The organism is Segatella albensis DSM 11370 = JCM 12258 (assembly GCF_000426565.1).
Lineage (GTDB): Bacteria > Bacteroidota > Bacteroidia > Bacteroidales > Bacteroidaceae > Prevotella > Prevotella albensis.
The window spans coordinates 1-25,768 of the sequence record NZ_AUFP01000009.1 but is presented as its reverse complement, the minus strand read 5'-3'; the positions used below and the strand labels follow the sequence as shown (position 1 = coordinate 25,768).

Genomic DNA, 25,768 nt, shown 5'->3' with positions numbered 1-25,768 from the left:
TTAATCGATTTTCATAAAAGTGTTCATAAACTCCTGTAATTGCAAAAGGCCATAAGCCCCTCTTACACAACTAACTTCATTATAGCTTTCTACGCTGTCGGCTTCGATACCCGGATACCAGATAAGAAAAGGAACAGCCTCCTTTACGTGAGTACGAATCTCTACGGGAGTAGGGTGGTCGGGTAAGATGGCGATGCAGACCGGTTCATCCCATGTTGACACCTCTTTATATATAGGTTCTACAATACGATGATCCAGATACTGGATGGCCTTGACTTTCAATTCGAGATCTCCATCATGCCCAGCTTCGTCTGTAGCTTCGAGGTGCAGATAAACGAAATCCTGATGTCGAAGAGCCTCGATAGCAGCTTGTGCTTTACCCTCATAGTTGGTATCGGCAAGTCCGGTGGCTCCAGGAACCTTGATGATATCGAGTCCGGCATAGTGCCCAATGCCTCTGATCAAATCAACTGCAGAGATGCAAGAGCCCGACTTTACCTGCGGATACAACTGCATCAGTGTTTGCATGTTCGGGCGATAACCTCCGCTCCATGGCCATATACTGTTGGCTGGTCGCTCACCATGAGCAATCTTTTTCTGATTGAATGGATGCTCAGAGAGTAATTCTTGAGATTTCAGAATAAGATAATTGAGAATATCAGCAGTCTCCTGAGCAGTCATGCGTAATTTCCCCGTAGGTTGACCGTTACGACCAATGACAGGTTCGTGCACATTCTCCCATCCCTCTTCAGGTTTTACGAGTAAAGGTTTCCATTCCTCATTAGGGTGATCATGAGGAGGAGCACATACCACATGTTTGCTGGCATATTTGATAACCAACAGATGACGATATTGGATACCGGTAATAAAACGGATTTGATCGTCACCGAGTTTCTCATTAAGATACTTGATGAGAATGTCGCCATTTTCCGTACTTAAGTTTCCTCCATTATGGGTAAGAATCTTTCCATCTTCCAGTGTGATGATATTGCATCGGATGGCCATATCTTCGGGTGCCATCTCGTAACCGATAGACGCAGCTTCAAGAGGACCTCGTCCTTCGTATACCTGATTCAGATCGTAACCCATGATGGCCGTGTTTGCCACCTCAGATCCAGGTAAGAAGCCATCTGGAACAGTGATGAGTCGTCCCGTCTTTCCTTGGCGTGCCAACATATCCATATAAGGAGTATTGGCATATTGCAACAAAGTCTTGCCCCCCAGTTTCTCTATTGGGTGGTCGGCCATGCCATCACCTAAAATAATAATATGTTTCATACGCTCTGATTATATATTAGCAATGCTCATAATGTTGGCAAATACACCAGCTGCGGTAACGCTGGCACCAGCGCCATATCCTTGTATGAGCATCGGATATTCTTTATAACGTTCTGTGGTGAGCAACACGATATTGTTGCTTCCCTCAAGATTATAGAAAGGATGGTTCCTGTCTACCGCCTTTAGAGCGACAGAGGTTTTGCCTCCCTCTAAGGTGGCAACGAAGCGCCACCGTTTTCCTTCTGCTTCTATCTGTTTGCGGCGCACCTCGAAATCTGCATCGAGAGCAGGTAAATTCTTCCAGAAATCATCTACAGTACCATTGAAATACTCCTGAGGTACAAATAGACGCTTCTCTACGTCTTCCTGTTCTACTTTGTAGCCAGCCTCGCGTGAGAGGATGACAAGTTTGCGAACCACATCTGTACCACTCAGGTCGATGCGAGGGTCTGGTTCTGAATAGCCTTGCTCTTTGGCACGATGTACAGTCTCAGAGAACGGGACATCAGAAGAGATCTCGTTGAAAATGAAGTTGAGTGTACCACTGAGCACAGCCTCGATTTTGAGAATCTTGTCACCAGAGTTGCGTAGGTCGTTGATGGTACCAATGATAGGAAGACCAGCACCAACATTTGTTTCAAATCTGAACTTTACACCTCTGGCAAGTGCCGTTCTCTTTAATTTAGCATAACTATCGTAATTGCTTGAAGCAGCAATCTTGTTGGCTGCAATTACAGAAATGTTATTCTCTAGGAAACGCTGATAAAGAGCTGCAATATCCTTGCTGGCAGTACAATCTACGAATACACTATTAAAAATATTCATAGCGATGACGTTGTCTCGTAGTTTGTCTGGAGTACTTGGCTCTGATGTTTTCAAATCATCTCGGAAAGTATCGAGGTCTAGTCCGTCTCTGTTGAATATAGCATTATGTGATGATGCTATTCCCACAACGTTGAGTTTCAAGCCGTTGCGTACCATCAGTTCATGATATTGGTTCTTGATCTGTTCTATTAGTTTTCCTCCAACTGTGCCGACACCACAGATGAAGAGGTTAAGGACCTTATATTCAGACAAGAAGAAACTGTCGTGGAGAACATTGAGGGATTTGCGGAGAAATTCACTCTTCACAACGAAAGAGATGTTCGTCTCTGATGCACCCTGAGCACAGGCTATGACAGAGATACCACTTCTACCGAGAGTTCCGAATAGTTTACCTGCGATACCGGCAGCATGCTTCATATTCTCACCGACAATGGCTATAGTGGCCAGACCACATTCTGCATGCATTGGGAACATTGCGCCATCTTCGATTTCGGCAGCAAACTCCTCATTGAGTGCTGATACAGCAGCTTCGACATCCTCTTCACGTACACCAATAGAAGTAGAGTTCTCAGAAGAAGCCTGAGACACCATGAATACAGAAATGCCCTCGTCGGCTAATCGAGTAAAGATACGACGGTTCACACCAATCACACCTACCATAGAAAGACCGGTCACAGTAATGAGTGCTGTACCATTTATCGAAGAGATACCCTTGATCGGTTTCTTGTCATCATCTATCTTTTGCTTGATGATAGTGCCGGGATTCTCCGGGTTGAAGGTGTTCTTGACCTTGATAGGTATGTTCTTGATGCATACAGGATATATCGTAGGAGGATAGATGACCTTTGCACCGAAGTTGCAAAGTTCCATAGCCTCTATATAACTTAATTGATTTATGGTATAGGCCGACTTGATGACGCGAGGGTCTGCAGTCATGAATCCGTCAACGTCAGTCCAGATCTCAAGTACCTCAGCATTAAGAGCGGCAGCAATAATAGCAGCCGTATAGTCGCTTCCGCCACGTCCTAAGTTGGTTATTTCATCAGTATCGCGATCGCGAGAGATAAAACCAGGAACTAGAGAAACTCGAGGCAGGTCGCAGAAAGTATCCCTCACCAGTTTGTTTGTAAGTTCACTATCTAGCGTGTTTTTATTATTCTTGCGCTCTGTCTTGATGAAATTGAAAGCATCAAACCATTTCGCACCACGGATAAGAGTAGCGACGATACGACTCGAAAGACGCTCACCATAACTAACAATAGCATTTTGAGTCTTCTCGCTCAAGTCATGAATCAGGAATACACCATAATATATACTCTTTAACTGCTCAAAGAGTACATCTACTTGATTGAATAAGTCCTCACGTGATTTGGTATCGGTGATAATGGTATCTATCATCTTATGATGACGGTCTACCATCGCATTGAATTCATCTTTCCAACGTTCCTCATGTCGGAGAGCCATCTGGGATGTAGAAAGTAATTGGTCTGTTATACCTCCCAAGGCACTTACTACGATGACTACAGGCTGATGCTTAGCCTCGTTTTCTACAATTTTCTTTAAGCTGAGAATGCTTTTTACGGAACCTACAGATGTTCCGCCGAATTTTAATACTTTCATGTGCATGATTAATTTTAGTATTGTAATGCCACCCCCGCAACTACCGAGGCCGAAGCAAAACTTGGTTGCAAATGTAATAAGAAAGTTAAGAAGAACAAAATAAATCGTTCATTAATTGTGCTTTTTAGCTACAATTTGTTATTCTTCGGGGTGTAGATAGTTAATATATGAAGAAAAATACGGGTTAGTTGCATTTCCCTTGTCATGAGAAGATGTAGATACATCATTCTTTTGCTTGATTTTATGAATAAGAATTTGTAACTTTGCAGCATGATTCAAGAATATCAACTTCGCGTTCTTCCTCAGGTAGCATATAATGAGGAGAATATTAAGCAATATCTCGCAAAAGAGAAAGGTCTCGATGCTCGCACAATCAATCAGATTCGAGTGTTGAAGAAAAGTATTGATGCCCGTCAGCGTACAATCTATATGAATTTGAAAGTGCGTTGCTATATCAATGAATTTCCTCAGGATGATGCTTATGTTCATACAGATTATCCTGATGTGACAGGAAAGCCAGATGTTATCGTAGTGGGAGAGGGCCCTGGTGGACTTTTTGCTGCACTTCGATTGATAGAACATGGCTTGCGTCCTGTGATACTGGAACGCGGTAAAGATGTGAGAAGTCGCAAAGTGGATATGGCAAATATCACTAAAACTCAGAAAGTTGATAGTGAGAGTAATTATAGTTTTGGCGAAGGTGGTGCGGGCGCATATTCTGATGGTAAGCTATATACCAGAAGCAAGAAGCGTGGTTCGGTAGATAAGATACTGAATGTATTCTGTCAGCATGGTGCATCAACATCTATTCTTGCGGATGCTCATCCTCATATTGGTACGGATAAACTGCCTCGTGTCATCGAAAATATGCGCAATACAATTCTGAAATGTGGTGGTGAAGTGCATTTCCAAACAAAGATGACTTCTCTGATTCTTGAAAAGGATAAAGTTGTAGGTGTTGAGGCTATCAATCAGAAAGACGGTAGCGAGTTGACATTCCATGGACCTGTTATTTTGGCGACAGGTCATTCGGCTCGTGATGTATATCGTTATCTCTTTAAGGCCAAGATAGAGATTGAATCAAAGGGTATCGCTGTGGGTGTTCGTCTGGAGCATCCAAGTGAGTTGATCGATCAAATACAATATCATAACAAGAACGGACGTGGTAAATACTTGCCGGCAGCAGAATATAGTTTTGTAACTCAAGTAGATGGCAGGGGAGTGTATTCGTTCTGTATGTGTCCGGGAGGCTTCGTGATTCCGGCCGCAACGGGAGACGAGCAAATCGTGGTTAATGGTATGAGTCCAAGTAATCGTGGAACGGCATGGTCGAATTCGGGTATGGTTGTCGAATTACATCCGGAAGATGTAGAAGGAGATGATGTATTGAATGTCATGAGGTTTCAGGAACAGTTGGAAAAGAATTGCTGGCAACAGGGAAATATGAAGCAGACCGCTCCAGCGCAACGAATGGCAGACTTTGTAAATGGAAAGTTGTCTTATGATTTACCGAAATCGAGTTATGCTCCAGGTCTGATTTCCAGTCCTTTGCATTTCTGGTTGCCCGAAATGATTAGTAGTAGACTGCGAGAAGGTTTTAAGACTTTTGGCAAGCATGCCCATGGATTTCTGACCAATGAAGCTGTTTGTATCGCTACGGAAACAAGAACCTCGAGTCCTGTAAGAATCCTTCGCGACAGAGAAACGTTACAGCATGTCAGAATACAAGGATTGTTCCCTTGTGGCGAAGGCGCAGGATATGCTGGTGGTATCGTAAGTGCCGGTGTTGATGGTGAAAGATGCGCAGACGCAATGGCCGAGTATATCAACCAATTAGGATAAATTATTAAATTTATAGGAAAGTCTGGTAAGAAAGTGATACTTTATGCCAGACTTTTTGGATTATATATATTTATATGTCAGATTCTTTAAAAAAGTTTTGTAAATAAAAAACATTGTACAACAGTAAAGGTTACTATTTATACCGATGGTACGTCAGCAAAATGTATGTTGACCTGTAAAATAAAGCATACACTAATTTAATTCATCCAACAGATTGTGTTGTATGTTTTGTATTAGAAATTTCCTGTTGTTTAGCCCCTTTTAAATTCAACAGGTAAGTGCAAACTCATGATATCTTTCGTAAAGGCTTTAGTCGGTATACAGAAGTTCAACATTATGGCAAGAAATAATACTTCGATTCTGAAGATGTGAATTTTCGGCTTATTCTTTTTGCTATATGCCCGAAAATTAGTATTTTTGCAAAGTTTTGAGAATATATAAAAATCATTATAATGAAAGTTTCTTACAAATGGCTTAAAGAATACGTCGATTTCGATTTGACTCCACAGGAGACAGCGGACGCGCTGACCTCAACAGGTCTCGAAGTAGACGCACTAGAAGAAGTACAATCAATCAAAGGTGGATTGAAAGGTCTCTTTGTAGGCAAGGTACTTACATGTGAACCTCATCCTAATTCAGATCATCTCCATATCACTACTGTTGATCTCGGTAAGGGAGAACCACAGCAAATCGTTTGCGGTGCCCCGAATGTTGCTGCAGGTCAGAAAGTTATTGTAGCAGATTTAGGCTGTGTGCTTTATGATGGTGATGAAGAATTTACTATCAAAAAGTCAAAGCTTCGTGGTGTAGAGAGCTTTGGAATGATTTGTGCTGAAGACGAAATAGGTGTAGGTACAGATCATGCTGGTATCATCGTTTTGCCAGAAGATGCTCCTATTGGTCAGCCTGCTGCAGAATATTATCATTTGGAAAGTGATTGGGTAATCGAAATAGATATTACAGCTAATCGCGCTGATGCTTTGTCTCATTATGGCGTGGCTCGTGATCTCTATGCTTGGTTGACTCAGAACGGATATAAGACTAGTCTTCATCGCCCTGATTGTTCAGAATTTAAGGTCGATAATGAAGAACTTCCTATTGAAGTAGAAATCGAAAATACAGAGGCTTGCAAGCGTTATGCATGTTTGAGCATTACTGATTGTGAAGTAAAAGAAAGTCCTGAGTGGCTTCAGAATAAACTTCGTGTTATTGGCTTGCGTCCAATCAATAATATTGTTGATATCACAAACTATGTGATGATGGCTTATGGTCAGCCAATGCATTGTTTTGATGCTGATATGGTGAAAGGCCATAAAATAGTAGTTCGCACTCAGCCTGAAGGTACTGAGTTTGTAACTCTCGATGGTGAGAAGCATGAACTCGGAGAACATGATTTGAGTATCTGTAATGCTGAGGAACCTATGTGTATTGCAGGTATCTTTGGTGGTAAGGGTAGTGGTACTTATGAGACTACAAAGAATGTTGTCTTGGAAAGTGCATATTTCCATCCTACATGGATTCGTAAGAGCGCTCGCCGTCATGGATTGAGTACTGATGCCAGCTATCGTTTTGAACGTGGTATAGATCCTAATGGTCAGATCTATGCTTTGAAACAGGCTGCTATACTTTGCAAACAGCTTGCTGGTGGAAAAGTTAGCATGCAGATTAAGGATGTATATCCTAATCCAATCAACGACTTCGATGTTCGCTTGAATTATGAATATTGTGATCGTCTGATAGGAAAACAATTAGGTCACGATACAATCAAGAGTATTGTTACAAGTCTTGAAATGAAGATTAATAAGGAAGATGAAGAAGGTCTGGATCTTTCTGTTCCTGCATATCGTGTGGATGTTCAGCGTCCTTGCGATGTCGTAGAGGATATTCTTCGTATATATGGATATAATAATGTAGAAATTCCAACAACTCTTAAGTCTTCTTTGAATGTTCAAGGAGAGGCAGATAAGAACTATCATCTAGAGAATCTTGTTGGTGAACAACTTGTTGGTGCAGGTTTCAATGAGATTCTTAACAATTCATTGACCAAGTCGGCATATTATGAATCAAATGAACTTAATGCATATCCTTGGGATAAGACCGTTAAAATCATGAATCCATTGAGCGCTGATCTTGGTGTAATGCGTCAGACTCTTTTGTTTGGAGGTATGGAGAGCATTGTTCGTAATGTGAATCGTAAAAGTGCCAATCTGAAGTTCTTTGAGGTAGGAAATTGCTATCACTTCTCTCAGGATAAATGGACTGCAGAATCTCCAATCAAAGCATATGTTCAAGAATATCACATCGGTTTATGGCTTACAGGTAAGCGCGTAGAAGGTTCTTGGGCTCATGCCGATGAAAAAACAAGTTTCTATGAGTTGAAGGCAAACGTGGAGAATATTTTCCGCCGTTGTGGCCTTATGAACTTCGTAGTTAAGAAGAGTGATAACAATATCTTCTCTAAGGGTTTGAACTTTGAAACTCATCAGGGAAAAGTTCTAGCGGAACTTGGTATTGTTGATTTGAAATTGAAGAAGATGTTTGGTATAGAGCAGGATGTGTTCTATGCTGATATCCACTGGACAGATGTCATGAAGGCTATCCGTAAGAATAAACTCCAGTTCTCTGAAATTTCTAAATATCCAGCAGTAAGCCGAGATTTAGCGTTGTTACTTGATAAAGATATTGAATTTGGACAGGTAGAACAAATCGCACGTCAGACAGAAAAGAAACTTTTGAAGAAGGTTGAACTCTTTGATGTCTATGAGGGTAAGAATCTTCCAGCAGGAAAGAAGAGTTATGCAGTAAACTTCATCTTGCAGGATGAAACCAAGACCTTGAACGATAAGGCTATCGAAGCCATCATGAATAAATTGATTCATCAGCTCACAACAAAGCTTAATGCGGAGTTGCGTTAATACGAGAATAATAATAATAAATATTAAAAAATTACTCCAATGGGAAGAGCATTTGAATATCGTAAAGCTACAAAGCTCAAGAGATGGGGTCATATGGCCCGTACATTTACAAAGTTAGGTAAGGAGATTGCTATTGCTGTTAAGGCTGGTGGTCCTGAACCTGAGAATAATCCTCGTTTACGTGCTATTATCGCTACTTGTAAGCGTGAGAATATGCCTAAGGATAATATCCAGCGTGCAATCAAGAACGCAATGGGTAAGGATACTAGCGATTACAAGGAGGTACCTTACGAGGGATATGGTCCTCACGGAATCGCAATCTTTGTTGATACATTGACTGATAATACTACTCGTACCGTAGCAGACGTTCGTTCAATCTTCAATAAGTTTAATGGTAACTTGGGTACACAGGGGTCTTTGAGTTTCCTATTTGACCATAAGTGTGTGTTCACATTTAAGAAGAAGGATGGTCTTGATATGGATGAACTAATCCTTGAGTTGATCGATTATGGAGTAGAAGACGAGTTTGATGAGGATGCTGAAGAAGGCGAGATCACAATCTATGGTCAGCCTACAAGTTTCGGAGAAATCCAGAAGTATCTTGAGGATAAAGGCTTTGAGATTACTAGTGCTGAGTTCACTCGTATTCCAACAGATTTGAAGGATGTTACTCCTGAGCAGCGTGAGACCATTGATAAGATGGTTGAGAAACTTGAGGATTTCGATGACGTCCAGAATGTTTATACAAATATGAAACCTCTTGAGGGTGAGGACAATGCAGAATAATAATTTGGGTATTACGGACCTATAATGTTGTTTCCGTAGTATTTGAAAAATAAAATATAAAGGCTGTGTAGAGATATATTCTTACACAGCCTTTTTCGTGTTTGTATAAATGTTGTTTTGTTTGGTGTGCGACGGCCGTGATATACTTGTGCGACGGCCGTCGCACAGTTGTATCACGGCCGACGTACAGTTGTACCACGGCCGTGGTACATGTAATGAACTCACGAGTGTATCACAATGTTATAGGAATCGTGCGGTTACATTTATGCAGATACATCACCAATACCTACAAAGGAAGTAGGTCCTCTAAAGACGCGACAGTTGCAAAAAATGCAACTGTCGTAAATCGAGATATTCGAGATGAAATGTTTTTCTGTTAGTTATAATTTTAAGAGCACATGTAGGTGATGCTTAAATTTTAACGAGGTACTAATAAATTATTCTCTACTATAGACCAGCTTTATAATCCTTTTGAGTATATGTATGATCGAATAATACAATTTTGGGATTACTAGCAGAACGATATTCAAATCTGAACTTAATACCTTTTTGTTTATATGCTTTCGTACTAGGATCGTTGGTGACACTTTCACGAATCACATTGATTAATTTCTGTTTGTTTGCATTGATGACCTGAATATTGTCAGCCTTTCCTCTTAGCATTCTATAATAGGTGAATGTCATAGTAGCAAGGTCGAAAGATAAACTGTCAGTACGCTCATCGTTTTGATATGGTGTAGGACAGAATTTCTCTGTATATTCTTTTGCGTCACGTTGTGCTTTCTCTTCGAGAGTTTCAGAACAAGATGTGGCAAATAAAATAGAACAAACTGCTAAAAACAATATTTTTTTCATGATTTTATTTATTTTATTTCTTGCAAAGATACTAACTTTTTATTAAAATTATGAATTCTGAATGATGAAATATAAATTAATCTTTGTATATTTGCAAATTAAAGAAAAAGATTTTCATGAACAATATTAATAAAATAAGAAACTTCTGTATAATAGCCCATATCGATCATGGAAAGTCAACTTTGGCCGATCGTCTTCTTGAAAAGACTCAGACGATTAAGATTACTGAAGGTCAGATGTTGGATGATATGGATTTAGAGCGCGAACGTGGTATCACCATTAAGAGTCATGCTATTCAGATGGCTTATAAAGCTGAGGATGGCAAGGACTATACTTTGAATCTGATAGATACTCCGGGACACGTCGATTTCTCTTACGAAGTTTCTAGAAGTATTGCTGCATGTGAAGGTGCTTTGCTTGTTGTTGATGCAACTCAAGGTGTTCAGGCTCAGACAATTTCCAATCTATATATGGCTATTGATCATGACTTGGAGATTATTCCTGTCATCAATAAGATAGATATGCCTAATGCTATGCCTGATGAGGTAGAGGATGAAATCGTAGACCTTATTGGATGTGATAGAAAAGATATAATCCGTGCATCTGGTAAGACTGGTGAAGGTGTGGAGGATATCCTTGAGGCTGTAGTGACTCGTATTCCTCATCCGGAGGGTGATCCAAAGGCTCCTGCACAAGCTCTGATTTTTGATTCTATCTTCAATTCTTTCCGCGGAATCATCGTGCTTTGTAAAGTTGAGAATGGTGTTATTCGCAAGGGAGAAAAAGTGAAATTCTTCAATACAGGGCAGGAATATATCGCAGATGAGGTAGGAACTCTGAAAATGGATATGGTTCCATGTAATGAGTTGGCAACAGGTGAAGTTGGTTACATCATTTCTGGTATCAAGAATGCTACAGAAGTAAAAGTGGGTGACACAGTTACTTCTATTGCAAATCCTTGTGATAAGGCCATTGCAGGTTTCCAAGAAGTGAAGCCTATGGTCTTCGCTGGTGTATATCCTATAGATCCAAATGATTATGAGAATCTTCGTGCTTCTTTGGAAAAGCTTCAGTTGAATGATGCTTCGCTGACATTCTCTCCTGAGAGTTCTATTGCCTTAGGATTCGGATTCCGTTGCGGATTCTTAGGACTACTTCATATGGAGATTGTTCAGGAACGTCTCGACCGTGAATTTAATATGGATGTGATTACAACGGTACCTAATGTATCGTATATGGTATATGATAAGCAGGGAAATTGTAAGGAGGTACACAATCCATCAGGTCTCCCTGACCAGACTTTGATAGATCATATAGAAGAGCCATACATTCGTTCTAGTATTATTACCTCTACAGATTATATTGGTCCTATCATGACTTTATGTCTTGATAAGCGAGGTGAACTGATCAATCAGGAATACGTAAGCGGTAATCGTGTAGAACTTCATTTCTATATGCCATTAGGTGAAATAGTAATCGACTTCTATGATAAATTGAAGAGTATTTCGAAGGGTTATGCTTCCTTTGATTATCATATCGATTCTTTCCGTCCTTCAAAGTTGGCAAAACTTGATATCTTGTTGAATGGAGAACCTGTTGATGCTTTGTCTACACTTACCCATGAAAGTAATGCTGTGACATTCGGCAGAAGAATGTGTGAAAAGTTGAAGGAACTTATACCACGTCAGCAATTTGATATCGCTATTCAAGCTGCAATTGGTGCAAAGATCATAGCCCGTGAAACCGTTAAGCAGGTTAGAAAAGATGTAACTGCCAAATGTTATGGTGGTGATGTTAGTAGAAAGCGTAAATTGTTGGAAAAGCAGAAAAAAGGAAAGAAACGTATGAAGCAGGTTGGTAATGTTCAAGTACCGCAGAAGGCTTTCTTAGCTGTATTGAAGCTTGATTAAAGAGAGATACAAAGAGAGATAAAAACTTTAACTAAATAATTTCTTTTAGCAAATATAAGGAGGAATGCAAAATGAAAGAGGCTGCCACTACAACACGTGATATTGCTCGCGAACTTGCGAGAAAATATAGTACGATGACTTATGAGGAACTAGATACTTTGGAGAGTATTCTAGTACCTATGAAGTTTGCTAAGGGGGAGATGATCCTTAAAGAGGGGGATGTCTGTGATTGTATTTATTATGTAGAACGTGGACTTGTTCGCCAATTCTACTATAAAAATAATAAGGAGTTAACAGAGCATCTTGGTGAAGATCATACTATCTTTATGTGTATTGAAAGCCTCTTTAAGGAGGAACCTACCAGATTGCAGGTGGAGGCGTTGGAACCAACCTTAGTGTTTGCTCTGCCTAAAAAGCGTTTGGAGGAAGAGGCCATGCGTAATATCAATATTCAGATGCTGTATCGAAAGATCTTGGAAGAGAGTTTGATTATTTCTCAGGTGCATGCGGATCTTGTGAGATTCGAGAGCGCACAGAATCGTTATAAAAAGATGTGTGAACTTAATCCTCAGGTTGTCTTGCGAGCACCTCTTAATTATATCGCTAATTATTTACAGATGTCGCCTGAGACTTTAAGTAGAGTTAGAGCTGCAGTTTTAAATGAATAATAAAAATCCCGATTCCTAAAAAGAATCGGGATTTTATATTTCTCTTTTATATAACTTCTATGGAAGTTGCTTAATTTCAGTGCATCCGGATGAGTTAGTTTACGTTAGTTTGATAAAGGTAACGCTTAATACTCTTCTTTGGGGTCTTCTCGAATTCTTCTTCTTGAATTCTGATTTCACTTACCTTACTATAACCGGGAATCATAGAATTTAGGGCTACACGGTTCTGCTCCATCACGTTGGCTAAATCCTCTGTGCTTAGTCCTAATACTTTCACCTCGTCATAGTCTGGGTGAACAAGACCAATTAATTTCTGGCCTTCCTGAATCACAATGCTCTCATTGACCATTGCCAAAGAGTTTAGTTTGTCTTCGATTTCTTCAGGATAGATATTTTGTCCGTTAGCCCCTAAAAGCATTGTTTTGGAACGTCCTTTAATGAATACATTTCCATCGCCATCCATTGTACCAAGGTCTCCAGTATGCAACCATCCATCCTTATCTATGCTCTTAGCTGTTGCTTCCTCATTCTTGTAATAACCTAACATAACATTTGGTCCCTTACAAAGAATCTCTCCTGGTATATTTTCAGGATCCTGACTGTCGATACGTACTTTCATATGGAGAGCAGCACGGCCACAAGAGCCTGGTACGAAATCATGATAATCTGCATAACATATGATAGGACCACATTCCGTAGCACCATAACCTACCGTGTAAGGAAATTCTATACGATGCATAAAATGTTCTACCTCCTGATTGAAAGCAGCACCTCCAATGATTACTTCGTACACGTTACCGCCAAATGCCTTGTACATCTGCTCTCCGATTTTTTCTCTTACCTTTTTAGCAATTACTGGCATATGAAGAAGCATACGCATACGATTGTTTTGAATCTTTGGGAAAATCTTCTTACGTACAATCTTCTCAATAACCAGTGGTACTGCAATGATGATAACAGGTTTGATGTCTGCAAAAGCCTGTGCTATAATAGCTGGACTTGGTACGCGGGTGAGATAGTAGATATGGCAACCTTTGATAAACTCATAGAGGAATTCAAAAGCCATACCATACATGTGAGCCATAGGCAGAATGCTCAGTGTGTTGTCTCCTTTGTGAATACGCTTAGATAATACGCTATCCGCAAAGTCTGCGTTGCTCCACAAAGAACGGTAAGGGAGCATTACACCCTTAGAAAATCCTGTTGTTCCACTTGTGTAATTGATGAGTGCTAACTCATCAGGGTTCTCTTCATGGTAATAGTTTACATGCTCTTTACGGAAATATTTTGGATATTTCTTTCCGAACATTTCGTTGAGGTGCTCACGAGCATAAGTTAATTTATCAGTACGACTTACAACCAAAGAATAGTCTGGAATGTAGATGATACCTTCCAAGCCTGGCATCTTTGTTGCATCTACTTGTGTCGCTACTACATCTCCCACGAATAGTAACTTAGCATCACTATGGTTTACGATGTTGTGAATCTGATCGGGAAGGAACTCATGTAGTATAGGTACAGCTATTGCACCATAAGTAAGTGTAGCAAGAAATGCACATGCCCATGCAGCACTATTGCGACCACAAAGAGCAATCTTGTCGCCTTTCTTTACACCTGCATCCTCGAACATAATATGTAACTTCTCAATCTTTCGGGCTACATCATGATATTGAAGTGTAGTTCCCTTGTAGTCAGTCAAAGCATCAAGGTCCCAATGCTCTTTAATGCTTTTTTCTATTAATGCGTTAAAACTAGGAATTTCCATATTAAACTGCACTTTGGTATAAATATCTCTTAATAGATTTTTTCGGAGTCTTTTCGAATTCTTTATCGTGAAGGACTATCTTTGAAATCTTACAGAAAGAAGGTAACTGAGTGTTTAACTCGTTGCGGTTCTGTTCCATAATACTTTCCAAGTCATCATCTGTAAAACCTAATGATTCTGCTTCTTCTTTGTCTGGATGCACTAAACCTACCAGCTTGTCATCTTTCTGGATGATGATACATTCGTTTACCATAGCCATGGAATTGAGTTTGTCTTCGATCTCTTCAGGGAATACATTCTGACCGTTAGCTCCTAAGAGCATGTTCTTAATACGACCATTAATAAACACATGACCATCTTTGCTCATGGTACCTAAGTCACCAGTATGGAACCATCCATTTTCGTCGATTACAGCCTTGGTAGCTTGCTCGTTCTTGTAATAGCCATCCATCACGTTTATGCCACGTGTGACAATTTCTCCAGGAATATTTTCTGGGTCATTGCTCAAAATCTTTACGTCCATGTGTTTGATAGCTGTTCCACAAGATCCTGGTACAAAATCTTTCCAATCGCTATATGTAATCATAGGTCCTGTCTCTGTGGTACCGTAACCAATAGTAATAGGGAAACCGATGCTCACAAAGAAGGCTTCTATCTCCTTGTTTAGTCCTGCTCCACCCACTAAGATCTCGTAAGCATTACCTCCGAATTCCTTCTTTACTAATTCGCATATTCTTTCCTTGATTTTCTCCTTGATTATAGGCATGTTCATCAAGAGTTTTACGCGATTGTTCTGAATGATAGGGAATATTTTCTTACGAACAATTTTCTCAATGATGAGTGGTACTGATACGATGATGGCAGGATGAATCTCTGAGAAAGCCTGCTGTATTAATGTTGGACTAGGAAGGCGTGTGAGGAAGAAAATATGATTACCTGCACAGAATTCAATGATGAATTCTACCTGAAGTCCATACATATGTGCCATAGGCAAAATACTTAGTACATTGCTTCCTGATTTTATATGGCGCATGATAGCATCGTTCAGTCCATCTAAGTTACCCCATAATACGCGATAGGGTAGCATTACTCCCTTTGAGAATCCTGTTGTTCCACTGGTGTAGTTTATCATAGCTAAATCATCGCTCTTGTCTTTGAAGTAGCTAACGTGCTCTTTGCGGAAATATTTTGGATATTTTTTTCCAAATATTTCGTTGAGATGTTCACGAGCATATGTCAACTTCTCAGTACGTGAAATAACCAAACTGTTATCTGGAATATAGATGATGCCTTCAAGATTAGGCATTTCATCAGGGTTAATCTGAGTAGCTACGACATCTCCGACAAAGAGTAACTTTGCTTCGCTATGATTTACGATGTTATGTATTTGTTCTGGTGTGAACTCATTTTGGATAGGCACTACCACCGCACCCCATGTTAGGGTTGCGAGAAAGGCTACTGCCCAATTTGAACTGTTTCGTCCACAGAGTGCTATTTTGTCACCCTGCTGAACTCCTGAGTTCTCGAACATAATATGAAGCTTCTCGATCTTGCGAGCAACATCATGATATTGTAAGGTACTCCCTTTATAATCCGTAAGGGCATCTTTGTCCCAATTCTTTATGATGCTTTGTTCGATAAATGAGTTAAAGCTTGGTATATTATCCATTGCACAATATTTCAAATTTTGCGCAAAGGTACAATGAATTTTGCACATTTCAAAATCTTTTGTGCAGTTTTTTGCTTCAAGTGGTAACTTTTTTATAATTCTTACTTTCTACGCAGAGGAAGAATGGTATGAATTGTTCTAAAAAGAAATTTTTAAGTTCAGAATCTTACATTAAATATCCGAGTATTTCATTTATTCGTATCTCATACTTTTTGAAGGATGAATATGAGAAATCAAATAGCTTGGAGCTATCAGCATGAGAACACTGATGACTAGTGTTGTAATATTTAATGCTAAGATGAAATACCAATTGAACTCTACTGGTACTGTACTTACATAATAAGTCTGTGCGTCCAATTTAATGATACCTGTATATTTCTGTAGCATCAGTAATGCTATGGCTAAGATGTCGCCGATAATCATTCCACGACCTATTATGAATACGGCAAACCAGAGAAATGTCTTGCGGATGGTCTTATTTCTAGCTCCTAGTGCTTTCAATATACCGATCATATTTGTACGCTCTAGGATGATAATAAGTAATCCTGAGATCATTGTCACTCCGGCTACTGCCAACATAAGTCCTAAGATAATCCACACATTCAAATCTAAAAGGTTCAACCATGAAAATATACTAGGATTTATTTCTTTTATGGTAGCACTTGAGTATGTTTCTCCATAATGATCTGTCTGCCTGTTTATCTTGTTTGTAAAATATTGGGCGGTTTCATTGAGTCGATTGAAATCTTTCACCGTGACTTCAGCACCGCTTGTCTGATCTTCGTACCATCCATTCAACTTTATAGTAGAATATAGATCGGTAAAACAGATAATTTCATCATATTTCTTCAGATTGGTCTGATAGATACCTTGTATGGAAAATCTGCGGGTACGAATACCATTATTATCGTCGATAAAATATCCAAAAACTTTATCACCTGTCTTCAGATGTAGTTTGTCAGCCATTAACTGGGATATGAGAATCTTGTTATGGCTCGCTTTATCATCGAAATGAGGAATACTGCCGGTTACCATATTCTGGTGAATGAAAGTAGAGTCCCATTCTGGGCCTACACCCTTGAATACAATACCAAGGAAGTCACTATCAGTCTTCAGAATTCCCTGTTTTATAGCATATCTTTGGACATGTTTTACACCAGGAATCTTCTTGATCTCGCCTGTCATAGAATCGTTCATTACTATTGGATAGTTAGCATTCGACTGAATAGTCATAAAATCGCCAACAACAATATGCGATCCAAATCCTACGACTTTGTCTCTGATAGTGTGCTTAAATCCCAATACTACGCAAACAGAGATTATCATTACGGCTAGTCCGATAGCTACACCTATTGTGGCTATTTGAATGGCTGGTCGAGCAACACGTTTCTTGTCACTCTTATCAGAATATATTCTATTTGCTATAAAGTATGGGAGATTCATTCTTTATTCCTCATCAATTCTTCCTGGATAGGTCTCTAGTGCTTTACGAAGCACAAATAGAGCTCTTTCCAAATCAGCTTTCTTTAATACATAAGCGATGCGCACTTGATTGATTCCTGCACCTGGTGTCGTATAGAAACCAGCGGCTGGAGCCATCATGACGGTTTCGTTCTCATAGTTGAAATCCTGTAAGCACCAGCGGCAGAATTTCTCGGCGTCATCTACTGGTAACTTCGCTACGGTATAGAACGCACCCATAGGAATAGGAGAGTACACTCCTGGAATGCGATTCAATCCGTCGATAAGGCATTTACGTCTTTCTACATATTCATCGTATACATCGCGATAATATTCCTCTGGTGCATCAAGCGAAGCCTCTGCTACTATTTGTCCAATAAGAGGAGGGCTTAAACGTGCCTGACAGAATTTCATTACGGCTTTGCGGATCTGTTCGTTTTTGGTAATCAGTGCGCCCACACGAATACCGCATTCTGAATAGCGCTTTGATACAGAGTCGATGAGTACGACATTCTCTTCGATTCCTTTTAGGTGCATGGCACTAATATAAGGAGAACCTGTGTAGATATACTCTCTATACACTTCATCAGAGAATAGATAAAGGTCATATTTCTTTACCAAATCACGAATTTGATTCATCTCTCTTCGTGTGTATAGATAGCCTGTTGGGTTGTTAGGGTTACAAATCATAATAGCTCGAGTACGCTCATTGATGAGTTCCTCAAACTTTTCAACTTTTGGCAGAGAAAACCCTTCGTCTATAGTTGTCGCTATTGTACGTATTTTTGCACCGGCTGAGATGGCAAAGGCCATGTAGTTGGCATAAGCTGGTTCTGGCACGATGATTTCATCGCCAGGATTCAAACAACTCATAAATGCAAAAAGTACAGCCTCACTACCTCCGGCCGTAATAATAATATCGTCGGGAGTAACGTCGATGTTAAATTTCTTGTAGTAGTCAACGAGTTTTGTGCGATAGCTCAAATATCCTTGACTAGGAGAATACTCCAGTACTGTGCGGTCGATATGTTTTAGCGCATCAAGACCACATTGTGGAGTGGGGAGGTCTGGCTGACCAATATTTAAGTGATAAACTTTAATGCCACGATTTTTAGCTGCTGTAGCCAAAGGAGCCAATTTCCTAATAGGTGACTCTGGCATTTCAAGTCCACGAACTGATATTTCAGGCATGATTCTGTATCATTTGTTAATTATCAAGGTGCAAAGATAAACAAATATATCGAGAATTGGTAAATGAAAAGGAGAAATATTTAAAAAACGCTCTTTTTTGATATTTATCACTCTTGTGATATTTCTATTTCATTTTATTTTGTTATTTTTGCATGGCAAGAATTTTAGTGGAAATATAAACCTATATATAAAATGAGAAGTAGAACAAGTACTTGGTTTGAGACCAAAGTAAAATATCAGAAGATGATGGAAGACGGCATGGAGAAACCTGTCGTTGAGCAGTATGTTGTCGATGCTTTTACTTTCACAGATGCAGAAAGTGCTATTACCGAAGAAATGATGTCGTATATTAGTGGAGATATGAAGATTACCAGTATCTCTCCTGCTGCATATGGTGAGATCTTCTTCAGTGACATGGATAAAGATGATAAATGGTATAAGGCTAAACTGCAGTTTATCACTATCGATGAGAAAACAGAGAAGGAAAAGCGTTCTACTGTTACTTATCTGGTACAGGCCGGAAGTTTCGCCAGCGCGGTAAATCATGTCGATGAAGCTATGAAGGGATCTATCGTTGACTATGTGATTTCTAGTATCAACGAAACCAAAATTATGGATGTCTTCGAACATCATGCTTCTAAGAAAGAGGAAAAGAATGATGTTCCTGAATATGAGGAGCAACCTAAGGGAGAATAAATATACAGGTTATGTTTGATGTAGCAAAGAATTTACACGAGGTGCTGGATAACTTGCCAAACAACGTACAATTGGTTGCTATCAGCAAATTTCACCCTAAAGAGTATATTGAGGCGGCTTACGCAGAGGGTCAAAGGGTCTTCGGCGAAAGTCGCGAACAAGAGTTGCAGCAGAAGGTCGCAGTGTTGCCAGATGATATTGAGTGGCATTTTATTGGCCATTTGCAAACTAATAAGGTGAAGTATATTGCACCTTATATATCTATGATAGAGGCTTGCGACAGTATGAAGCTGATGCGCGAAATCGAAAAACAGGCCGCAAAATGCGATCGCGTAATCAAAGTGCTTCTAGAACTTCATATTGCTGCCGAGGTTACAAAATACGGCTTGTCGCTGGATGATTGTCGCCAATTGCTTGCTAGTGGTGAATGGCGAGAACTAAAGCATGTTCAGATTTGTGGAATCATGATGATGGCCTCTAACACTGACGATACTGCCCGTATAGAGAGCGATTTTGAAACTGCCGCTTGCTTCTTTGATGAAATCAAGCATGACTATTTTGCCGATGATGATCATTTCTCCGTGCGTTCGTATGGTATGAGTCACGATTATCAGTTGGCTGTAAAGCATCGTTCTACTATGGTACGTGTGGGCACTACAATATTTGGTCCTAGGGTCTATTAAAATATTTAGGTCATGAAGAAAATCAGTTGGGGATTTATTGGTTGTGGTGAGGTGACGGAAAAGAAATCTGGTCCAGCCTTCAATGAGGTGCCAGGCTCGCATGTCGAGGCTGTGATGAGTCGTAGTGAGGATAAGGCACGTCGATATGCCGAGCGTCATCATATACGTAAGTGGTACACGGATGCATCCCGATTAATTGAGGATCCTGATATTAATGCAATTTATATTGCTACTCCGCCTTCTAGTCATGCTACGTTTGCTATTATGGCGATGCGTGCTGGCAAACCTTGTTACATAGAGAAGCCGCTGGCTGCCAGTTATGCCGACTGTATCCGCATTAATCGTATTAGTGAGGAGACGGGCGTACCCTGCTTCGTGGCTTATTATAGGCGATATCTACCTTATTTCCAAAAAGTCAAGGAAATCATAAAAAACGGTACTGTTGGAGATGTCGTGAATGTTCAAGTACGTTTCTCAGTACCTCCTCGTGATTTGGATTATAGTCGTGGTGATACATTACCTTGGCGCCTTCAACCGGATATCTCTGGTGGTGGCTATTTTTACGATTTGGCTCCTCATCAGTTGGATTTGCTTCAGGATATCTTTGGAGTGATAACTCGTGCCCATGGCTATCCGGCCAATCGTGCTCATTTATATCAGGCTGAGGATACAATTTCTGCGTGTTTCTATTTTGAAAGTGGTATTCCTGGTAGTGGAAGTTGGTGTTTTGTTGGGCACGAAAGTGCCAAGGAAGATCGCATAGAGGTGATAGGAACGCGAGGTACGGTGAGTTTCTCTGTATTTAATTATGATCCTATACGTTTGGTTACTAGTGAGGGTGATATGAATATAGAGGTTCCTAATCCACCTTATGTACAGTTACCTATCATCAAAAGTGTTATTGAGGATATGCAAGGTATTGGCACTTGTGAGTGTACAAGTATTTCTGCAACACCAACCAATTGGGTTCTTGATCGTATCTTGTGGAAAGATTGATATGTTCGATATTGTTTCTTCTGTTTCTTGGCAATCATGTTAAGGCAGATTCGTTCAGGGAAACTATTTGCACCAATCCTTCTCTGATTGATGTTTCGTCTGTCGTAAATTCTTCAGAAAATGTTGATCGGTCATGTAATGTTTCTGATACTCTGACCTGTATACGTCATAAGAAAACATTTTTTCGTCGCATCGGAAAAAGTTTTATCCGGCTCTTTCAGGAGTTTAATAATATTGATACAAATTATATTGAACCACAACGATATAATTATACTGTCATGCTCCAGAGTACGAATACATATGAGATGTATAGACTGTCTGAGAAAGATGGAAATAGTATTACCTTTGCACCGGAAGTGTCGTATAAGTTGGGTCCTTATGTGGGGTGGAGATGGATCTTTCTAGGCTATACGATAGATTTGAAACATATCAGTATGAATTCAGAGAAATCAAATCGTAAAGAATTTGGTTTGAGTTTATATAGCAGTTTGGTAGGCGTAGATTTGTTTTGGCGTGAGACTGGTAATAATTATCGTATTTGCAGTCTTGACTTAGAGAAAAATATAAATACCGATGCAATCAAAGATGTAGATTTTGAAGGATTGAATTCTAGCATCAAGGGGGTTAATTTGTATTACATATTCAATCATAGACGTTTTTCTTATCCTGCTGCTTATAGTCAGAGTACCGTGCAGCGTCATAGTGCAGGAAGTTGGTTGGCTGGTATTGGTTACACCAATCAAAAGTTGTCTATGGATTGGAATAAACTGGATAAGTTAACTCGCGAGCGTCTTAACCTTTCTTCTTTAGAAATAGGATTGGATAGTAGTAGACTTTTTGGGAAAATAGAATATACTGATATTTCTTTTAGTTGCGGTTATAGCTATAACTGGGTCTTTGCTCCGCATTGGCTTTTTAATGCAAGTCTGTCGGCAGCTTTGGCTTATAAGCATACCCTTTCGGATACCAATCATGGTCGATTCACACTTCGTGATTTTAATTTGAAAAACATTAATGTTGATGGAATCGGACGTTTCGGATTGGTCTATAATAATATGAAATGGTATGCGGGTGCTAGTGCTATTCTGCATAGCTATAACTATACCAAGAAACAATTCTCGACAAATAATTTCTTTGGCTATTTAAATTTCTATATAGGTTTTAATTTCGGTAAACGATGAAGAAATATTTTTTATTGTTGTTGATGGTATGGACGTCGCAAATTCGTGCACAGGTATTGTGTAGCTCCGAAGGCCGTTGTAGAATAGAACAATTGCTCCGAGAAGCTTCTCGGATGAAGGCGCGTAAGGCAGGTAGTTGGATGTTGTATTTCGGTCGGAAGTTTGTTGGAGTTCCATATGTTGGAGGTACACTTGATCGAACGAAAGAAGAACAATTAATTGTAAATCTTTCTGAGTTGGATTGTACTACCTATGTTGAGCAGGTCGCAGCCCTTACACGATGTGCGGAACAGCGAAAGACTACGTTTGCTGCCTTTTGTGATGCTCTTCGGCATATCAGATATATTGGAGGTAAGGTAGATTATGTATGTCGCCAGCATTATTTTACGGTATGGATGGATGATAATGAGCGTGAGAAAATTGTCGAGAAAATAGATTCTCCTAACCCTCCTTTCTGTGGAATACAGATTGTAAGGGTCAATTATATGTCAACTCATGTAGGTAATTATAAAATGCTCGATTCGCATCCCCAATGGTTGACTGGTATTCGTGCTTTGGAACAAAGTGTTACTGGAAAGCGTTATCGCTATATCCCTAAGAATCAGATTGGTAATAGTTGCGTAAGAAAATCGATACAAGATGGGGATATCCTTGTTATCCTCACTAAAAAGAAAGGACTCGATACCTCTCATATTGGTATTGCTGTGTGGGGAAAGGATGGGAAACTTCATCTTCTTAACGCTTCTAGCATTCATCATCAAGTAATCGAGGAGCCTATGTCGCTTTGGCAGTATATGCAGAAACATCCATCGCAATTGGGTATTCGTGTCTGTCGAGTGAAGTGATTATTAGTTTTTATGCAGTTAACTTCATCACTTTACATAGTTAACTTCGTGAGTTTATACAGTTAACTTCGTGAGTCGATGTAGTTAACTTCGTAAATCAACGCAGTTATTCGCGTAATTTAGTCTGCTGGAAAGAAAATAGTATTCTATATCGTAGTTTTTATTGATGAAAATGAAAAATGACAATTTTGTAAAATTATTGGAATGCCATGGGGTAAAGCCGACGGCGAATCGCATTGTTATTGCTAAGACACTGGCAGTACAAGAGCGACCTGTTTCCATGAAAGAACTGGAATATAAGATACTTTCGATAGACAAGTCGAATATTTTCCGTACCCTTACGCTGTTTCGTGAACATCACGTGGTACATATAGTTGAAGATGGTGAAGGTGGAATAAAATATGAATTATGTCATAGTCATGATGCGGAATATGATGATGATGAGCATGTTCATTTTTATTGTGAATGTTGTCATAGGACGTTTTGCCTTTATGACACTCCGATGCCTGCTGTTGATATTCCGGAAGGTTATGAAGTTACGAGTGCCAATTATATTCTAAGGGGTGTGTGCTTTGAGTGTAAGAAGAAAAAGAAATAGGGCTATCTTTATATGCTGATAGCCCTTGATTTATTAGCATTTTTGAGCAAATAGCTTTCCGTATTCTCGACATGCTTTTTCTCCATCACGGTCTGGTGCCCAAAGAAGTTTAAAAGGTTCTGTTGCTTGTTTCCAACCTGCTTCTGTCATTCGGTCGGCTATACGTTTCTCTGCGCCGCCGCCCCATCCGGAGGAACCAAATGCTCCAAAGGTCTTGTTCTTGAACTTCATACCGTGAATCATTTCTATGATGCCTGCAATAGCGAAAGTAATTCCCATATTTACCGTGGGACTCCCGATGAGGATGCCACGAGAGCGGAATACCTCAACGATGATATCATTTTTATCATCTTTTACAGCATTCATAAGTTTCACCTTGATGGTAGGGTCTTGTTGCCGAATGCCATCGGCTATCGCTTCTGCCATACGGCGTGTACTTTGCCACATTGTGTCGTAAATAATAGTTATTTGATTCTCTTGATAATTGTTGCTCCATGAAAGATAACAATCGATGACATCTTTAATGTGATTGGTCCAAATTATACCATGACTTGGACATATCATGCGTAAGGGTAAATTCATAGCGACAATCTCTTTTATCTTTTTCTGTACCATTGGGTTATAAAGATTCAAAATGTTGGCATAGTACTTTTCTGTTTCGTAAAAGAGATCTGACTTACTGACAGTGTCGTCATAGAGACTTTCTGTGGCGAAATGTTGTCCAAATACGTCATTGGAAAAGAGTATTTGTTCGTTGCTTGCATAGGTTACCATCGTATCGGGCCAATGACACATCGGTGCTTCTATGAAGGTCAGAGTGTTGTCTCCAATATTGAGGGCATCACCAGTCTTTACGTTAACATAATTCCAGTTCTGATGGTAGAGTCCACGGAGTATCTTTTCGCCTTTGGCGGTGCAATAGATTGGTGTGTCTGGAATCTCGCGCATTAGTGCTGGAAGTGCACCGGAGTGGTCACTCTCATTATGGTTCATGATGATATAGTTTATGTCGTGTAGGTCGATTTCTTCACACAGGTGAGTTACAAATTCTTCATCATATGGTCCCCAAACCGTATCTATAAGTGCGGTCTTTTTATCGCGGATAAGATATGAATTGTAGCTTGATCCCTTTCCTGTGGATAGTTCGTCACCGTGGAAATGTTTTAGTTCCCAGTCTATTTTTCCAACCCAAGTCACTTTATCTGTAATTTTCTTTGCCATGATTGATAATGTTAAGTTTAAGATGTGTAATACTTATTGATGCAAATATAGAGTATTTGTCAGAAAGTTGTATATCTGTTCGTTGTTAATATTTACTAAAAGATATTGGATATATTGCAGATGATAAGAGCCGGCTTCACAGCTGGCTCTTATTTGGTATACAAAAACATTATGAATTTTATCCTTAGCGAATATTATCTATTATGGCTTATTTATTTGTTTCGGTGCAAAGTTAGATGTTTTGGTGAAATGGTGCAATACCTAAAATGCATGAAATGTAAGGAAGATATTAATCATAACTTTTAGGTATTCTATGTAGGCTTGTCTTATATAATTTATTGTGTTCATATATAATAAGGTATAAATTCCATATTCTATTTTTTTTATTTGTCAAATATTACGAAAACTTTGCAAAAATCTCGAATTTTTCTCATGAAAGTTTTGGCAGTTTGGCAATAAAGTTATACCTTTGCACTCGCTTTCAGGAACAAGGCAACAACCTAACAATTGAAGCTCGAATCCTAAGAGTAAGGCAAGAGTCTTACAAGGCTTTTTGCCGCATGAAGAAAGAGTTCTTTGAAAAGATTTACATAAACAGAGAAGTAGTACAAGAAGCGAGTTTGCATAATTAAAAATGTAAAACTTGGGTAATAAAACGAACCGTTCAATTAATTGAAGGTGCTTTTAGACTTGGTAACTATAAAGGATAATCGTTCTGAACAGACAATTAGACTTCGAAAGAAGTAAAAGATATTTTACAATG

At 39.5% G+C, this 25,768-nt stretch carries 19 protein-coding genes; 11 read left to right on the top strand and 8 right to left on the bottom strand.

Annotation, left to right across the window (positions count from 1 at the left end; all coding sequences use genetic code 11):
• Entirely contained in the window at positions 1-1,278 is a 1,278-nt protein-coding gene (locus K333_RS0106610) for a cofactor-independent phosphoglycerate mutase (protein WP_024989922.1), read from the bottom strand.
• Positions 1,279-1,287: 9 nt separating this feature from the next.
• The gene (gene thrA, locus K333_RS0106605; protein WP_024989923.1) at positions 1,288-3,723 is read right to left on the bottom strand and encodes a bifunctional aspartate kinase/homoserine dehydrogenase I; all 2,436 of its coding nucleotides are present in this window, start codon (positions 3,721-3,723) and stop codon (positions 1,288-1,290) included.
• Between the two features lie 270 nt (positions 3,724-3,993).
• Here thrA and K333_RS0106600 point away from each other — a divergent pair, with 270 nt between their 5' ends.
• From K333_RS0106600 to K333_RS0106590, 3 genes are all read left to right on the top strand, one after another.
• Positions 3,994-5,565, top strand: coding sequence for an NAD(P)/FAD-dependent oxidoreductase (locus K333_RS0106600; protein ID WP_024989924.1), 1,572 nt, complete (start codon positions 3,994-3,996; stop codon positions 5,563-5,565).
• Positions 5,566-6,017: 452 nt separating this feature from the next.
• On the top strand, positions 6,018-8,480 hold the full coding sequence (pheT, locus tag K333_RS0106595; RefSeq protein ID WP_027452480.1) for a phenylalanine--tRNA ligase subunit beta: 2,463 nt from the start codon (positions 6,018-6,020) through the stop codon (positions 8,478-8,480).
• A gap of 39 nt (positions 8,481-8,519) precedes the next feature.
• On the top strand, positions 8,520-9,266 hold the full coding sequence (locus K333_RS0106590; RefSeq protein ID WP_024989925.1) for a YebC/PmpR family DNA-binding transcriptional regulator: 747 nt from the start codon (positions 8,520-8,522) through the stop codon (positions 9,264-9,266).
• Between the two features lie 447 nt (positions 9,267-9,713).
• On the opposite strand, the gene K333_RS0106585 is transcribed toward K333_RS0106590, so the two are convergent.
• Positions 9,714-10,121: a hypothetical protein gene (locus K333_RS0106585; protein ID WP_024989926.1), complete on the bottom strand. Its 408-nt coding sequence runs from the start codon at positions 10,119-10,121 to the stop codon at positions 9,714-9,716.
• A gap of 116 nt (positions 10,122-10,237) precedes the next feature.
• On the opposite strand from K333_RS0106585, the gene lepA reads away from it, so the two are divergent.
• The gene (lepA, locus tag K333_RS0106580) at positions 10,238-12,031 is read left to right on the top strand and encodes a translation elongation factor 4 (protein WP_024989927.1); all 1,794 of its coding nucleotides are present in this window, start codon (positions 10,238-10,240) and stop codon (positions 12,029-12,031) included.
• A 71-nt stretch (positions 12,032-12,102) separates the two neighbouring features.
• On the top strand, positions 12,103-12,699 hold the full coding sequence (locus K333_RS0106575) for a Crp/Fnr family transcriptional regulator (RefSeq protein ID WP_024989928.1): 597 nt from the start codon (positions 12,103-12,105) through the stop codon (positions 12,697-12,699).
• Between the two features lie 94 nt (positions 12,700-12,793).
• Here the strand turns inward: K333_RS0106575 and K333_RS0106570 are convergent, their stop codons facing one another.
• The 4 genes from K333_RS0106570 to K333_RS0106555 all read right to left on the bottom strand — a co-directional run bounded on the left by K333_RS0106570 (position 12,794) and on the right by K333_RS0106555 (position 18,785).
• Positions 12,794-14,464: an AMP-binding protein gene (locus K333_RS0106570; RefSeq protein WP_024989929.1), complete on the bottom strand. Its 1,671-nt coding sequence runs from the start codon at positions 14,462-14,464 to the stop codon at positions 12,794-12,796.
• Between the two features lies 1 nt (position 14,465).
• Positions 14,466-16,133: an AMP-binding protein gene (locus K333_RS0106565; RefSeq protein WP_024989930.1), complete on the bottom strand. Its 1,668-nt coding sequence runs from the start codon at positions 16,131-16,133 to the stop codon at positions 14,466-14,468.
• 192 nt (positions 16,134-16,325) lie between these two features.
• Positions 16,326-17,576 (bottom strand): ABC transporter permease, encoded by a 1,251-nt coding sequence (locus tag K333_RS0106560; protein WP_024989931.1) that lies wholly within the window; start codon positions 17,574-17,576, stop codon positions 16,326-16,328.
• A 3-nt stretch (positions 17,577-17,579) separates the two neighbouring features.
• Entirely contained in the window at positions 17,580-18,785 is a 1,206-nt protein-coding gene (locus tag K333_RS0106555) for a pyridoxal phosphate-dependent aminotransferase (RefSeq protein ID WP_024989932.1), read from the bottom strand.
• 192 nt (positions 18,786-18,977) lie between these two features.
• Between K333_RS0106555 and K333_RS0106550 the strand changes: the two genes are divergently transcribed.
• The 6 genes from K333_RS0106550 to K333_RS0106525 all read left to right on the top strand — a co-directional run bounded on the left by K333_RS0106550 (position 18,978) and on the right by K333_RS0106525 (position 23,784).
• Positions 18,978-19,481, top strand: a complete 504-nt coding sequence (locus tag K333_RS0106550; RefSeq protein WP_024989933.1) for a DUF4494 domain-containing protein — start codon at positions 18,978-18,980, stop codon at positions 19,479-19,481.
• 11 nt (positions 19,482-19,492) lie between these two features.
• Complete coding sequence (locus K333_RS0106545; RefSeq protein ID WP_024989934.1) at positions 19,493-20,164, top strand: YggS family pyridoxal phosphate-dependent enzyme; 672 nt, start codon at positions 19,493-19,495, stop codon at positions 20,162-20,164.
• Between the two features lie 12 nt (positions 20,165-20,176).
• Positions 20,177-21,160 (top strand): Gfo/Idh/MocA family protein, encoded by a 984-nt coding sequence (locus K333_RS0106540; protein ID WP_024989935.1) that lies wholly within the window; start codon positions 20,177-20,179, stop codon positions 21,158-21,160.
• Positions 21,161-21,243: 83 nt separating this feature from the next.
• A complete protein-coding gene (locus K333_RS0106535; RefSeq protein WP_404828009.1) occupies positions 21,244-22,341 on the top strand; it encodes a DUF4421 domain-containing protein in 1,098 nt (365 codons plus the stop codon).
• Complete coding sequence (locus tag K333_RS12045) at positions 22,338-23,186, top strand: N-acetylmuramoyl-L-alanine amidase-like domain-containing protein (RefSeq protein WP_036886214.1); 849 nt, start codon at positions 22,338-22,340, stop codon at positions 23,184-23,186. Before K333_RS0106535 ends, K333_RS12045 begins: the two co-directional genes overlap by 4 nt.
• Before the next feature lie 172 nt (positions 23,187-23,358).
• Positions 23,359-23,784, top strand: coding sequence for a Fur family transcriptional regulator (locus tag K333_RS0106525; RefSeq protein WP_024989938.1), 426 nt, complete (start codon positions 23,359-23,361; stop codon positions 23,782-23,784).
• 33 nt (positions 23,785-23,817) lie between these two features.
• Here the strand turns inward: K333_RS0106525 and K333_RS0106520 are convergent, their stop codons facing one another.
• Positions 23,818-25,005, bottom strand: coding sequence for an oxygen-binding di-iron domain-containing protein (locus K333_RS0106520; protein ID WP_024989939.1), 1,188 nt, complete (start codon positions 25,003-25,005; stop codon positions 23,818-23,820).
• Positions 25,006-25,768: the final 763 nt, after the last annotated feature.

Coding starts and splice junctions, on each gene's coding strand:
- K333_RS0106585 (WP_024989926.1), bottom strand. CDS start 10,121: ATGAAAAAAATATTGTTTTTAGCAGTTTGTTCTATTTTATTTGCCACA.
- K333_RS0106545 (WP_024989934.1), top strand. CDS start 19,493: ATGTTTGATGTAGCAAAGAATTTACACGAGGTGCTGGATAACTTGCCA.
- K333_RS0106590 (WP_024989925.1), top strand. CDS start 8,520: ATGGGAAGAGCATTTGAATATCGTAAAGCTACAAAGCTCAAGAGATGG.
- thrA (WP_024989923.1), bottom strand. CDS start 3,723: ATGAAAGTATTAAAATTCGGCGGAACATCTGTAGGTTCCGTAAAAAGC.
- K333_RS0106540 (WP_024989935.1), top strand. CDS start 20,177: ATGAAGAAAATCAGTTGGGGATTTATTGGTTGTGGTGAGGTGACGGAA.
- K333_RS0106560 (WP_024989931.1), bottom strand. CDS start 17,576: ATGAATCTCCCATACTTTATAGCAAATAGAATATATTCTGATAAGAGT.
- lepA (WP_024989927.1), top strand. CDS start 10,238: ATGAACAATATTAATAAAATAAGAAACTTCTGTATAATAGCCCATATC.
- K333_RS0106520 (WP_024989939.1), bottom strand. CDS start 25,005: ATGGCAAAGAAAATTACAGATAAAGTGACTTGGGTTGGAAAAATAGAC.
- K333_RS0106555 (WP_024989932.1), bottom strand. CDS start 18,785: ATGCCTGAAATATCAGTTCGTGGACTTGAAATGCCAGAGTCACCTATT.
- K333_RS0106550 (WP_024989933.1), top strand. CDS start 18,978: ATGAGAAGTAGAACAAGTACTTGGTTTGAGACCAAAGTAAAATATCAG.
- K333_RS0106610 (WP_024989922.1), bottom strand. CDS start 1,278: ATGAAACATATTATTATTTTAGGTGATGGCATGGCCGACCACCCAATA.
- K333_RS0106600 (WP_024989924.1), top strand. CDS start 3,994: ATGATTCAAGAATATCAACTTCGCGTTCTTCCTCAGGTAGCATATAAT.
- K333_RS0106525 (WP_024989938.1), top strand. CDS start 23,359: ATGAAAAATGACAATTTTGTAAAATTATTGGAATGCCATGGGGTAAAG.
- K333_RS0106575 (WP_024989928.1), top strand. CDS start 12,103: ATGAAAGAGGCTGCCACTACAACACGTGATATTGCTCGCGAACTTGCG.
- K333_RS0106570 (WP_024989929.1), bottom strand. CDS start 14,464: ATGGAAATTCCTAGTTTTAACGCATTAATAGAAAAAAGCATTAAAGAG.
- K333_RS12045 (WP_036886214.1), top strand. CDS start 22,338: ATGAAGAAATATTTTTTATTGTTGTTGATGGTATGGACGTCGCAAATT.
- pheT (WP_027452480.1), top strand. CDS start 6,018: ATGAAAGTTTCTTACAAATGGCTTAAAGAATACGTCGATTTCGATTTG.
- K333_RS0106565 (WP_024989930.1), bottom strand. CDS start 16,133: ATGGATAATATACCAAGCTTTAACTCATTTATCGAACAAAGCATCATA.